The following is a 12,616-nucleotide window of genomic DNA, read 5'->3' as shown; positions in this document are numbered from 1 at the left end:
GCCAAGGAGAACGGCCACACCGTGAGCGAGCGCGGGCGCATCCCGGGCAGCGTCCTCGACGCGTACCGCGCCGCGCACGCCTGATCCGCCGGCGCTCCGGCGCCGCGCGACACGCCGCGAGGGCGGGCTCCTGCGGGAGCCCGCCCTCCGCCGTCCCGGGCGCGTCCGCCGACGGCGAACACCGGGGGCGGAACAGGGGCCGCGCGGGGTCCGTTGAACACCTCGACGGGCCACCGACCCCGTCCGACCCACCGGGATGTCCACGGCGAACGCTCGCGAGCAGCGTGGTCGTCGGCTCCCGGCGATAGCATCGTCCGGTCAGTGAGGACGGTGCGTCTCCGCATCGTCCGCACCGCCCACGCTCGCGAGGAGCGACTGCAATGTTCGAGAGGTTCACCGACCGCGCCCGCCGCGTTGTCGTCCTGGCTCAGGAAGAAGCCCGGATGCTCAACCACAACTACATCGGGACCGAGCACATCCTGCTCGGGCTCATCCACGAGGGCGAGGGCGTCGCTGCCAAGGCGCTGGAGTCCCTCGGCATCTCCCTGGACTCCGTCCGGGAGCAGGTGCAGGAGATCATCGGGCAGGGCCAGCAGGCGCCGTCCGGTCACATCCCCTTCACCCCGCGGGCCAAGAAGGTCCTGGAGCTGAGCCTGCGCGAGGCCCTGCAGCTCGGCCACAACTACATCGGCACCGAGCACATCCTCCTCGGCCTCATCCGGGAGGGCGAGGGCGTCGCCGCCCAGGTGCTGGTCAAGCTCGGCGCCGACCTCAACCGGGTGCGCCAGCAGGTGCTGCAGCTGCTCTCCGGCTACCAGGGCAAGGAGCCGGCCACGGCCGGCGGCCAGCCCGAGGGCACGCCCTCCGGCTCGCTCGTCCTGGACCAGTTCGGGCGCAACCTCACCCAGGCCGCCCGCGAGGGCAAGCTCGACCCGGTGATCGGCCGCGGCAAGGAGGTCGAGCGGGTCATGCAGGTGCTGTCCCGCCGGACCAAGAACAACCCCGTGCTGATCGGCGAGCCCGGCGTCGGCAAGACCGCCGTCGTCGAGGGCCTGGCGCAGTCCGTGGTCCGCGGCGAGGTGCCGGAGACCCTCAAGGACAAGCAGCTCTACACGCTGGACCTCGGCGCCCTGGTGGCCGGTTCCCGCTACCGCGGTGACTTCGAGGAGCGCCTGAAGAAGGTCCTCAAGGAGATCCGCACCCGCGGCGACATCATCCTGTTCATCGACGAGCTGCACACGCTCGTCGGTGCCGGGGCCGCCGAGGGCGCGATCGACGCCGCCAGCATCCTCAAGCCGATGCTCGCCCGCGGCGAGCTGCAGACCATCGGCGCGACCACGCTGGACGAGTACCGCAAGCACATCGAGAAGGACCCGGCGCTGGAGCGCCGCTTCCAGCCGATCCTCGTCAACGAGCCGAACCTGGCCCACGCGATCGAGATCCTCAAGGGCCTGCGCGACCGCTACGAGGCGCACCACCGGGTCTCCATCACCGACGGCGCGCTGGTCGCCGCGGCGACGCTGGCCGACCGGTACGTCAACGACCGCTTCCTGCCGGACAAGGCGATCGACCTGATCGACGAGGCCGGCGCGCGGCTGCGGATCCGCCGGATGACCGCTCCGCCGGACCTCCGCGAGTTCGACGAGAAGATCGCCGACGTCCGCCGCGAGAAGGAGTCGGCGATCGACGCGCAGGACTTCGAGAAGGCCGCGAACCTGCGGGACTCCGAGAAGAAGCTCCTGGGCGCGAAGGCCGAGCGCGAGAAGCAGTGGAAGGCCGGCGACATGGACGTGGTCGCCGAGGTCGACGAGGAGCTGATCGCCGAGGTCCTGGCCACCGCGACCGGCATCCCGCTGGTCCGGCTGACCGAGGAGGAGAGCGCCCGCCTGCTCAACATGGAGGCCGAGCTCCACAAGCGCGTCATCGGCCAGAACGACGCCATCAAGGCGCTGTCCCAGGCGATCCGGCGCACCCGCGCCGGGCTGAAGGACCCCAAGCGCCCCGGCGGCTCGTTCATCTTCGCCGGCCCCACCGGCGTCGGGAAGACCGAGCTGGCGAAGGCCCTCGCGGAGTTCCTCTTCGGCGAGGAGGACGCGCTCATCCAGCTCGACATGAGCGAGTTCTCGGAGAAGCACACGGTCTCGCGCCTGTTCGGCTCTCCTCCCGGCTACGTCGGGTACGAGGAGGGTGGCCAGCTGACCGAGAAGGTGCGCCGCAAGCCGTTCTCCGTCGTCCTCTTCGACGAGGTGGAGAAGGCCCACGCGGACATCTTCAACTCGCTGCTGCAGATCCTCGAGGACGGTCGCCTGACCGATTCCCAGGGGCGGATGGTGGACTTCAAGAACACCGTCATCATCATGACGACGAACCTCGGCACGAGGGACATCGCCAAGGGCCAGCAGCTCGGCTTCCAGGCGGGCGGCGACCTGTCGACGTCCTACGACCGGATGAAGGCGAAGGTCTTCGACGAGCTCAAGACGCACTTCCGTCCGGAGTTCCTCAACCGCGTCGACGACGTGGTGGTCTTCCCCCAGCTCACGCAGGAGGAGATCGTCCAGATCGTCGACCTGATGATCGCCAAGGTGGACGCCCGCATGAAGGACCGCGACATGGGCCTCGAGCTCACGCCGTCGGCCAAGGCGCTGCTCGCGGTCAAGGGCTACGACCCCGTGCTGGGTGCGCGCCCGCTGCGTCGCACGATCCAGCGCGACATCGAGGACCTGCTCAGCGAGAAGATCCTCTACGGGGAGCTGACCGCCGGGCAGATCGTCCTGGTCGACACCGAGGGTGAGGGCCCCGCGGCCCGGTTCACCTTCACCGGTGCCGCCAAGGCGGCCCTGCCGGAGGTGGCGGCCGTCGCGGCCGCAGCCCCCGACCAGGTCTGACCGCACCACCGCACCACCCCGTGAGCCCCCGGACCCCCGTGGTCCGGGGGCTCACGGCGTCTCGGGCACGATGAGCTCGTGCCCGACGAGCCCGCCGACGCCGCCCCCCGCCCGACCGACGCGCCCGCTGCGGCTGCCGGCGCCGTGCGCGTGCGGCGCGCGCGCACGGCCGACATCCGGTCCATCCGCGCGCTGACCGCTCCGCTGGTGGCCCAGCGCGTCCTCGTCGCCAAGGAGGAGGTCGCCTACTACGAGGGCGTGACGGAGTTCCGGGTGGCCGAGGTGGACGGCGAGCTGGCCGGCTGCGGTGCCCTGCACGTCATGTGGGAGGACCTCGCGGAGGTGCGCACCCTCGGCGTCGCGCCGGCGCACCGCGGCCGCGGCGTGGGCTCGGCGGTGCTGGGGGCGCTGCTCGACGACGCCCGCGACCTCGGCGTGCAGCGCGTGTTCTGCCTGACCTTCGAGGTGGCCTTCTTCGCCCGCCACGGGTTCGAGGTGATCGAGGGCGCTCCCGTGGAGCCGCCGGTCTACGCCGAGCTGCTGCGCTCGCACGACGACGGCGTCGCCGAGTTCCTCGACCTGGCCAGGGTCAAGCCCAACACCCTGGGCAACACGCGGATGCTCCTGCACCTGCGCTGACCCGCGCGCTCAGCTGCGCGGCGGCCAGCTGCCCGGCAGGGCGTACGCGCCGTCGAGGTGCTCGACCAGCCCGTCCGCCAGCAGCGAGGCCAGGCAGCGCGCGCGCTGGTCGGCGTCCGGCCACGCCTCCTCCAGCGCCGCCGCGGGCAGCGGCTCGGCGCTGGCGCGCAGCAGCGCCAGCAGCCGACCGCGCACCTGCCGGTCGGTGCCGGCCCAGGCCTGGCCGCGCCGGGCCGGGCCCTCGTCCGGCGGGGCGCCCGCGAGCTGCCACGCGCACAGGTCCAGCACGGGGCAGGCCCCGCAGCGCGGAGCCCGCGCCGTGCACACCAGCGCCCCCAGCTCCATCACCGCGACCGACCAGGTCGCCGCCCGGGCCTCGTCGTCGGGCAGCAGGTCCACCGCGAGCGCGGTCTCGGCCGCGGTCAGCGCCGGGGCCGGGACGGCGAGCCCGGTCACCGCCCGCGCGTGGACGCGCCGGACGTTGGTGTCGACGACGGCGGTGCGGCGCCCGTGGGCGAACGCGGCCACGGCGGCGGCGGTGTAGGCGCCCACGCCCGGCAGGGCGCGCAGGCCGGCCTCGCTCGAGGGCACCTCGCCGCCGTGGTCGGCGGCGATCGCCGTGGCGGCCGCGTGCAGCCGCAGCGCGCGCCGCGGGTAGCCGAGCCGGCCCCACGCGCGCACCGCCTCGCCCGGAGCCTCGGCGGCGAGGTCGGCCGGCGCGGGCCAGCGGGCCGTCCACTCCTGCCAGACCGGCAGCACGCGGGCCACGGGCGTCTGCTGGAGCATCACCTCGCTGACGAGCACCGGCCAGGCCCCGACGCCCGGACGCCGCCAGGGCAGGTCGCGCGCGCAGGCGGCGTACCAGTCCAGGACGGGGGCGTGGAGGGGGTGGTCGGGCACGCCCGATCGTCTCAGGGCGCCAGCGGCAGGCTGCGCGTGCGCCGCACGGTGGCGCCCCGGCGGTCCAGCCGCACGTGCTCGACGTCGGCCCGGGCGCTCGCGCCGTCCAGGGCCACGGTCATCACGCCGTTCTCGAACCACGGGCCGCGGTCGACCCGCCAGCGCACCGGTGGCCGGCGCGCCCCCGCCGACAGCGCGAGCAGCCGCAGCGCCGCGCGCACCGGGCGCAGCTGCACGAGCCGGTTGGCCAGGCGCAGGTCGAGGTGGAGGGGGTTGCGGAAGGGCGACATCACCAGCTGGTGCACGGCCGTGGCCGGGTGGGCGGCGCCGCGCAGGTGCGCCCGGGCGGTGTAGCTGCAGTGCACGTCGCCGGAGAGCACGAGGACGCTGGCCGGTGGCTCGGGGGCCGCCACGACGCGCGCCAGGAGGTCCACGGCGGCCGCGAAGGACGCCGGGAAGGCCGGCCAGTGCTCGAGGTCCACCCAGCGGCGCACGCGCTCGCCCCAGGGCGCCAGGCGGCGTCCCCACCGCCCCCGGGCCACGGCGTCGTTCCACGCCTCGACGTCGGAGAACCCCGGCGGCAGGAGCAGCGGCAGGGTGCTGGCCAGCAGCAGGTGCTCGATCCGCCCGCCCGGCGGCGGGGTGGTGGCCCGCTCGACCGCCCACGCCCACTCGCCGTCGTCCATGATCGCCCGGTCGTCGGGGTCGAGGCGGCGCGCGCAGCGGCAGTCGAGCACCACGAGCCGGATGGCGCGCTCGGGCGCGCCGAGGTCGCGGCTGAAGCTCCACCGCGTGCTGGCGGGGTCAGCGTCCGACCGCCAGGCGAAGGCGTCCAGGGCCGCGGTGTTCGCGGCGTCGTCCCCCGTGCGCAGCGCCGCCAGCAGCGGGGAGGCGGCCAGCTCGGCGGGGGAGAGGTTGCCCAGGTGCTGGTAGACCCAGTAGCTGCCGAACGCCCCCTGGACCCGCGGCCGCCACCACGGCTGGGTGGTGACCTCCTCGCGCCAGGCGGCCGAGGTGTTCCAGTCGTCGCGCAGGTCGTGGTCGTCGAGGACCATCGCGGTGGGCACCGTCGACAGCAGCCAGCGCACCGGCTCCGGCCCCCAGCTCTCCGCGTAGAGCCAGCTGTACTCCTCGAAGGTCGAGGTCTCGGTGCTCCGCTCCGACCCGGCCTCGGCCACGGCGCCCGGCTCCAGCAGCGCGGCGACGGCGGCGGTCGGCCGGTCGGCGTAGACCTGGTCCCCGACCATGAGCATGAGGTCGGGCAGGAGGCCGGGCAGGGCGCTCGCCGGCGACGTGCGCATCCGCTCGGCCAGCTCCACGAGGGCGTCGGGGCCGAACGCCGCCAGCCCGGCGGCGTCCAGGGGCTCGCCGCCGCGGCGGCACGAGCCGAAGGCCACCCGCAGGGTGCCGTCCAGGCGCAGGGTGCGGATGGTGCTGGGCGGGTACCGCGGCTGCGGCGGCGGCCAGACGGTGCGGTCGTCCAGGGACACCGCGTAGGGGGTCGTGCTGCCCGGCTCCAGGCCGTCGAGCACCAGGACGGCGTAGTGGTGCCCGTGCACGCTCCACGTCGTCTCGGTGGCGCTGACGGCGCCAGCGGTGGCGGTCACCGCGCAGGGACGGTCGGTCTCCACCCAGAGCGTCGCCGACGTGGCGTCGACGTGGCGCAGCAGCGGCCCCACCAGGAGGCCGGGGACCTCCCCGGGCACGGGCTCAGACGTAGCGCTCGAGGATGCTGGACTCAGCCAGGCGGGACAGGCCCTCGCGCACCGCGCGGGCGCGCTGGTCGCCGACGCCGCCGACGGTCATGAGGTCCTCGATGCTGGCCGCCAGGAGCTTCTGCAGGCCGTCGTAGTGGTCGACGAGCCGGTCGACGACCGCCGGGGGCAGGCGCGGGACCTTGGACAGCAGGCGGTACCCGCGCGGGCTCGCCGCGCCGTCCAGCGAGCCGCCGTCGGTGACCAGGCCCATGACCGCGGCCAGGGCCTCGAGGTCGACGAGCTGGCCCGACTCCAGCGCCGCGAGGTCGGCGAGGACGTCGGCCACCGTGCGCTCGCCGCGCGAGGGGGAGAGGTAGTCGCGGATGACGAGCTCGCGGTCGGGGCCGATGCCCCCCACGAGCTCCTCCAGCTGCAGGGACAGCAGCCGCCCGTCGGTGCCGAGCTCGACCACGTACCCGGCGATCTCCTCGGAGATCCGCCGCACCATCTCCAGGCGCTGGACGACGCTCGCGACGTCGCGCAGGGTCACGAGGTCCTCGATCTCCAGCGCCGAGAGGGTGCCGGTGACCTCGTCGAGGCGCGAGCGGTAGCGCTCCAGCGTGGCCAGGGCCTGGTTGGCCCGGGCCAGGATCGCCTCGGAGCCCTCCAGCACGTGCCGGCGCCCGCCCACGTACAGCGCGACGATGTTCATCGAGGCGCTGACCGAGACCACCGGCAGGCCGGTCTGCTTCGCCACCCGCTCGGCCGTGCGGTGGCGGGTGCCGGACTCGCTCGTCTCGATCGTGGGGTCGGGCACCAGCTGCACCGCGGCCCGCAGGATCTTCGTCACGCCGCTGTCGCAGACGATCGCGCCGTCCATCTTGGCCAGCTCGCGCAGCCGGGTGGCGGCGAAGTCGACGTCGAGGGCGAAGCCGCCGGTGCACAGGGACTCCACCGTGGGGTCCCAGCCCAGGACCACCAGCGCGCCGGTGCGCCCGCGCAGGATGCGCTCCAGGCCGTCGCGCAGCGCCGTGCCCGGCGCGACGGCCGCCAGGGTGGCGCGCAGCAGGCCCTCTTCGGTGCGGTCCTCGGCCACGCGGGGAGTCTAGGGCTCCACCGCGGCTGCGGTCAGCGCCAGCCCGAGCGCCTGGGCCAGGGACGTGACCTCGTGCACGACCATCCCCGAGCCCTCACCGCCCTCCAGGGACCCGGCGGGCACCACCGCGGTCGTGAAGCCCAGGCGCGCGGCCTCGGACAGGCGCCGCGCCAGCCCCGGCACCGGGCGCACCTCGCCGGCCAGGCCCACCTCGCCGAAGGCGACCGTGGTCACCGGCAGCGGGACGTCGGTGGCCGCGCTGCACAGGGCCAGGGCGGTGGCGAGGTCGGCGGCCGGCTCGGTCAGGCGCACCCCGCCGACGGTGGCGACGTAGAGGTCCTGGGGGAGCAGGGCGAGGCCGCAGCGGCGGGTGAGGACGGCGACGACCATGGAGACCCGGCTGGCGTCGAGGCCGCTGACCGTGCGGCGGGGGTTGCCTCCGCCACCGGCGGGCACGACGAGGGCCTGCACCTCGGTGACCAGGGGCCGGCGCCCCTCGAGGGTGACGGTCACGCAGGTGCCGGCCACGCCCTGCTGCCCGCCGTCCCCGGCGTCGGGGAAGCGGGAGAGGAACAGCCCGCTGGGGTCGGCCAGGCCGGTGATCCCGGCGTCCGACAGGTCGAAGCAGCCCACCTCGTCGGTGGGGCCGTAGCGGTTCTTCACCGCCCGCACGAGGCGCAGCCGGGAGTGCCGGTCGCCCTCGAAGGAGCAGACGACGTCGACGAGGTGCTCGAGCACGCGGGGGCCGGCCAGCGAGCCGTCCTTGGTGACGTGGCCGACGAGGAGCGTGGACATCGAGCGCTCCTTGGCCACGCGGACCAGCGCCGCGGCGACCTCCCGCACCTGCGAGACCCCGCCCGCAGCGCCCTCCACCTCGCCCGAGCTGATGGTCTGCACCGAGTCGACGACGAGCAGGTCGGGCCGCACGGCGTCCAGGTGCCCGAGCACGGTGGCCAGGTCGCCCTCCGCGGCCAGGTAGAGGCGGGGGCGCAGCGCGCCGATCCGCTCGGCCCGCAGGCGCACCTGGCCGGCCGACTCCTCGCCGGTGACGTAGAGGACGGTGCGCCCGGTCGCGGCGGTGCGCGAGGCGACGTCCAGCAGCAGGGTCGACTTTCCCGCCCCCGGCTCGCCGGAGACCAGGACCACGGCGCCGGGCACGAGGCCGCCGCCCAGCACGCGGTCGAACTCCTCCACCCCGGTGGGCAGGGCCCGGGCGGACTCGACGTCGACCTCGGCGATCGGGCGCGCCGGCACGGTGACGACCGCGGGGGCCAGGGCGCGGGCGCCGCCGATGCCCGCCGTGCCGAACGCCGGCGCCGCGGCGACCTCCTCGACGGTGCCCCAGGCCTGGCACTCCGGGCAGCGCCCCACCCACTTCGCCCCGGTCCACCCGCACTCGGCGCAGCGGTGGGAGGGGCGGGTGGAGCGGGGGGCGCGGGTGCTCATGGCCTCGACGCTAGGCGCCACCCCCGACAGCGGGGGCGGCGCCGGGAGGTCAGGAGAACTGCATCTTCGTGCCGAGCATGACCAGGCCGCTCAGCAGCACCGCGCCGGAGGGCACGATGGTGAAGACCATGAGCCCGCCCTCGCGGTTGCGCCGGAAGAGCAGGACGCCGGCGACGACCATGATGACGAAGCCCAGCAGGTTGAGCGCCAGCGCGCCCATGGCCGTGGCGGTCGGCACGGTGGCCGCGCCGGGGGTGACGACGAGCGCCGGCCCGAGGATCCCGACGACGAGCCCGACGACCCAGACCAGCAGGAGCACGATGGTGGCGGCCGCCGGGCGCGGCCAGCGGATGGGCGCGACGGGCTTGTGGCCCTGGTCCGGCGCCGCGGGGGCTGAGTGCGACATGGCTCCACTCTGCCAGGGGGCGCGGCGGGCGCCAGACGGCACGCCGCTCAGGCCCGGCGCCAGAAGACGCTGACCGCGTGGTCGAGCTCGGTGCCGGGGTGCCCGGCCAGGGCGGCGTCCGCCACGGCCGGCGGAAGCTCGATGCGCACCACGGCCTCGAACGCCGCCCGGTCCGGCATCGACCAGCGCAGCAGCAGCGGCAGCCGGGTGAAGCCCCGGCGGGCCCAGAAGCGCTCCACCGCGGCCGGGTCGTAGCGGGGGAGGCCGCGGCGGAACCACGCGCCGAAGGTGGAACGGGTGGCGTCGTGGTCCACCACGACCACCGTCCCGCCCGGCGCCAGCACCCGCTCCACCTCGGCCAGGCCGGGCTCGCAGCCGGGCCCGAAGAAGTAGGCCCAGCGGGCGTGGACGACGTCCACCGAGGCGTCCGGCAGCGGCAGCGCCTGGGCGGTCCCGGCGAGCACGCGCACGCCGGGCAGCCCGGCGGTGCGCCGGCGGGCGCGCTCGAGCAGCCCCGCGTGCGGCTCCACCCCGGTGACCGCCGCCGCCGCCCCCGGCGGCGCGGCGAAGCGGGGCAGGTGGAAGCCCGCCCCGCAGCCCACGTCCAGCACCCGCAGCCCGGCCCAGCCGGTGGGCCCGAGCAGCTCGCGCACGGCGGCGTCGAGGACGCCGTCGGGGTCGGTGCCGAGGTTCTCCAGCTCGTAGAGGTCCGGGGTCGCCCAGATGTTCGGGCTGGGCACCGCGCCGGCCAGGGCCTCCCCGTCCGCGTCGCTCACCGGGCGACCCTAGGACGGCGCCCCGGGCGGGCCCCGCGGGCCCGTCCTAGGCTGGGCGGGTGGCGATCACGGTGACGCTCTCGACCGCCTCGGTCTACCCCCAGGGCTGCGCCGACGCCTTCGAGATGGCCGCGCGCCTGGGCTACGACGGCGTCGAGGTGATGGTCTGGTCCGACGGCGTGAGCCAGGACGTCGACGCCGTCGCCGAGCTCGTCGAGCACTACGGCGTGCCGGTGCGCTCGGTGCACGCGCCGACGCTGCTGCTCAGCCAGCGCGTGTGGGGCCGCGAGCCGTGGCCCAAGGTGGAGCGGGCCGTCGAGATGGCCCAGCGCCTGGGTGCGCCGACGGTGGTGGTGCACCCGCCCTTCCGCTGGCAGAAGGACTACGCCACCGGCTTCGCCGAGGGGGTGCGCCGGCTCGCGCAGGGCTCGGGCACCACCATCGCGGTGGAGAACATGTACCCCTGGCGCGCGGGGTCGCGGGAGTTCGCCGCGTACCTGCCCGACTGGGACCCCTGCCTGGGCGACTACGACGCCCTCACCCTCGACGTCTCCCACGCGGCCACCGCCGGCGTCGACGCCCTGGACCTGGCCCGGCGGATGGGCCCGCGCCTGGCCCACCTGCACCTGACCGACGGAGCGGGCTCGCCCCGGGACGAGCACCTCCTGCCCGGCCAGGGCGACCAGCCGTGCGCGGAGCTGCTGGGGCACCTGGTGGCCTCGGGGTGGGACGGCGACGTCGTGGTCGAGGTGGGCACCCGGCGCAGCCGCAGCCCGGGGGCGCGCGAGGCCGACCTGGCGGAGGCGCTGGCCTTCGCCCGCCAGCACGTGGGCACGACCGTGCCCGAGGGGCGCTGAGCGGCCCGCTAGCGTGGCGCCCATGGCCGGCAGCGAGCTCGGCGGCACCCGGGTGGTCTGGGACGACGCGTTCACCGCGCACGACTTCGGCCCCGGGCACCCCATGTCCCCCGTGCGCCTGGCGCTCACCGCGCGCCTGGCCCGCGACCTCGGCCTCTTCGACGCGCCGGGGGTGACCGTGGCCGCCGCCCAGGTGGCGTCCGACGAGCTCATCACCACCGTGCACGACGCCGCCTACGTGGCGGCGGTGCGCCGGGTCTCGGCCGACCCGCGCCGCGGCGTCGACGACGACGCCCTGGCCCACGGCCTGGGCACGGAGGACGACCCGGCCTTCGCCGGCATGCACGAGAGCGCCGCGCGGATCGTCTCCGCGAGCGTCGACTCGGCGCGGGCGCTGTGGTCGGGGGAGGCGCTGCACGCGGTCAACGTCACCGGCGGCCTCCACCACGCCATGCGCGACCGGGCCAGCGGCTTCTGCATCTACAACGACGTCGCGGCGGCGATCGAGGACCTGCTGCGCTCGGGCGCGCGACGGGTGGCCTACGTCGACGTCGACGTCCACCACGGCGACGGCGTCCAGGCGGCGTTCTGGGACGACCCGAGGGTGCTGACCGTCTCGGTCCACGAGTCCGGGCACACGCTCTTCCCCGGCACGGGCTGGCCCGAGGACGTCGGGGGGCCCGCGGCGCTGGGCACCGCCGTCAACACCGCGCTGCCCGCCGGCACCGGCGACCCCGGCTGGCTGCGGGCGGTGCACGCGGTGGTCCACCCGCTCGTGCGGGCCTTCGCCCCCGACGTGCTGGTCACCCAGCACGGCTGCGACACCCACCTGCTCGACCCCCTGGCGCACCTGGCGGTCACGGTCGACGGCCAGCGGGCCGCGGCGGCGTCGCTGCACGACCTGGCGCACGAGGTCTGCGGGGGCCGGTGGCTGGCGACCGGGGGAGGCGGCTACGAGCTGGTGGACGTCGTCCCGCGCGCCTGGGCCCACCTCATCGGGATCGCCGCGCACGCCCCCGTGCCGCCGGCCACGCCCGTGCCGGCGTCCTGGGTGGAGCACGTCGCCCACGTGATCGGGCGCTCGGTGCCGCCGCGGATGACCGACGGCGCCGACCCGTGGTGGCAGCCGTGGGAGGCCGGGTACGACCCGGCGGACGCCGTCGACCGCGCCGTCCTCGCCACCCGGCGCGCCGTCTTCCCCCACCACGGGCTCGACCCGTGGTTCGACTGACCTGCCCGATGTGCGCGCAGTGTGGTGATTCGTCTACGCAGAGTGTGGGCTCGCCGGTGTAACGACTTCCCCAATCGTCACACCAGCCCCTACAGTGGTGGAACGAACGCTGGCCCCGGACACCTCCGGGGCCCGGTCTGACCGGGAGGGCAGATGGCGACGGACCGTGACTTCAGCGGTGTCCGCTTCCTCACCGTGGCCGAGGTGGCCACGATGATGCGGGTGTCGAAGATGACGGTGTACCGGCTGGTGCACTCCGGGGAGATGCCCGCGGTGCGGGTGGGGCGCTCCTTCCGGGTGCCCGAGACCGCGGTGGACCAGTACCTGCAGCACTCCTTCATCGAGACGGCCTGACCACGGGCTCGGGCCGGCGCCCGAGCCGGCGGCACCGCTCCCGCGCGGGAGCGGTGCGTCCCGAGCGGTAGCCTGGCCACCGAGCTGTACCGCCGGCAGGGCGCACCTGCCCCGACCCAGGAACTGCGAGGACCCGTGGGCTCCGTCATCAAGAAGCGCCGCAAGCGCATGGCCAAGAAGAAGCACCGCAAGCTGCTGCGCAAGACGCGCCACCAGCGCCGCAACAAGAAGTAGTTCCGCGCAGGGCCCGCTCCCCCGAGGGGAAGCGGGCCCGACGTGCGTCCGGGGCGGGTGGCGGCGCGGCCGGCGGCTCAGCCGTGCGTCGCGCG

At 75.4% G+C, this 12,616-nt stretch carries 13 protein-coding genes; 7 read left to right on the top strand and 6 right to left on the bottom strand.

Going from position 1 to position 12,616, the window contains the following annotated elements; translation table 11 throughout:
* The 3 genes from AC5FZL_RS10925 to AC5FZL_RS10915 form a co-directional block, all read left to right on the top strand.
* On the top strand, nt 1-84 hold an 84-nt coding region (locus AC5FZL_RS10925), incomplete at its 5' end, for an Lsr2 family DNA-binding protein (RefSeq protein WP_493618615.1).
* 296 nt (nt 85-380) lie between these two features.
* Nucleotides 381-2,885: an ATP-dependent Clp protease ATP-binding subunit gene (locus tag AC5FZL_RS10920; RefSeq protein ID WP_493618612.1), complete on the top strand. Its 2,505-nt coding sequence runs from the start codon at nt 381-383 to the stop codon at nt 2,883-2,885.
* Between the two features lie 144 nt (nt 2,886-3,029).
* Nucleotides 3,030-3,524 (top strand): amino-acid N-acetyltransferase, encoded by a 495-nt coding sequence (locus tag AC5FZL_RS10915; protein ID WP_493618614.1) that lies wholly within the window; start codon nt 3,030-3,032, stop codon nt 3,522-3,524.
* A 9-nt stretch (nt 3,525-3,533) separates the two neighbouring features.
* Here the strand turns inward: AC5FZL_RS10915 and AC5FZL_RS10910 are convergent, their stop codons facing one another.
* From AC5FZL_RS10910 to AC5FZL_RS10885, 6 genes are read right to left on the bottom strand one after another with little or no spacing between them, the layout of a single operon-like run.
* Complete coding sequence (locus AC5FZL_RS10910; protein WP_493618611.1) at nt 3,534-4,424, bottom strand: HhH-GPD family protein; 891 nt, start codon at nt 4,422-4,424, stop codon at nt 3,534-3,536.
* 11 nt (nt 4,425-4,435) lie between these two features.
* Nucleotides 4,436-6,130 carry a DUF7800 domain-containing protein gene (locus tag AC5FZL_RS10905; RefSeq protein ID WP_493618610.1) on the bottom strand — a complete coding sequence of 565 codons (1,695 nt, stop codon included), beginning with the start codon at nt 6,128-6,130 and terminating at the stop codon, nt 4,436-4,438.
* A 4-nt stretch (nt 6,131-6,134) separates the two neighbouring features.
* The gene (gene disA / locus AC5FZL_RS10900; RefSeq protein ID WP_493618609.1) at nt 6,135-7,217 is read right to left on the bottom strand and encodes a DNA integrity scanning diadenylate cyclase DisA; all 1,083 of its coding nucleotides are present in this window, start codon (nt 7,215-7,217) and stop codon (nt 6,135-6,137) included.
* A gap of 9 nt (nt 7,218-7,226) precedes the next feature.
* Nucleotides 7,227-8,663, bottom strand: a complete 1,437-nt coding sequence (radA, locus tag AC5FZL_RS10895) for a DNA repair protein RadA (RefSeq protein WP_493618608.1) — start codon at nt 8,661-8,663, stop codon at nt 7,227-7,229.
* Between the two features lie 49 nt (nt 8,664-8,712).
* Nucleotides 8,713-9,069, bottom strand: coding sequence for a hypothetical protein (locus tag AC5FZL_RS10890; RefSeq protein WP_493618607.1), 357 nt, complete (start codon nt 9,067-9,069; stop codon nt 8,713-8,715).
* Nucleotides 9,070-9,116: 47 nt separating this feature from the next.
* Nucleotides 9,117-9,845 carry a class I SAM-dependent methyltransferase gene (locus tag AC5FZL_RS10885; RefSeq protein ID WP_493618606.1) on the bottom strand — a complete coding sequence of 243 codons (729 nt, stop codon included), beginning with the start codon at nt 9,843-9,845 and terminating at the stop codon, nt 9,117-9,119.
* 125 nt (nt 9,846-9,970) lie between these two features.
* Between AC5FZL_RS10885 and AC5FZL_RS10880 the strand changes: the two genes are divergently transcribed.
* From AC5FZL_RS10880 to AC5FZL_RS10865, 4 genes are all read left to right on the top strand, one after another.
* Nucleotides 9,971-10,702, top strand: coding sequence for a sugar phosphate isomerase/epimerase family protein (locus AC5FZL_RS10880; RefSeq protein WP_493618613.1), 732 nt, complete (start codon nt 9,971-9,973; stop codon nt 10,700-10,702).
* Between the two features lie 22 nt (nt 10,703-10,724).
* On the top strand, nt 10,725-11,933 hold the full coding sequence (locus AC5FZL_RS10875; protein WP_493618605.1) for an acetoin utilization protein AcuC: 1,209 nt from the start codon (nt 10,725-10,727) through the stop codon (nt 11,931-11,933).
* A 153-nt stretch (nt 11,934-12,086) separates the two neighbouring features.
* Nucleotides 12,087-12,287: a helix-turn-helix domain-containing protein gene (locus AC5FZL_RS10870; RefSeq protein WP_493618604.1), complete on the top strand. Its 201-nt coding sequence runs from the start codon at nt 12,087-12,089 to the stop codon at nt 12,285-12,287.
* A 135-nt stretch (nt 12,288-12,422) separates the two neighbouring features.
* A complete protein-coding gene (locus AC5FZL_RS10865; RefSeq protein WP_003792170.1) occupies nt 12,423-12,521 on the top strand; it encodes a 30S ribosomal protein bS22 in 99 nt (32 codons plus the stop codon).
* The last annotated feature ends 95 nt before the right edge of the window (nt 12,522-12,616 follow it).

Source organism: Quadrisphaera sp. DVD1 (assembly GCF_058932755.1).
The sequence above is the reverse complement of the archived record's forward strand: the minus strand, read 5'-3'. Positions and strand labels throughout refer to the sequence as shown.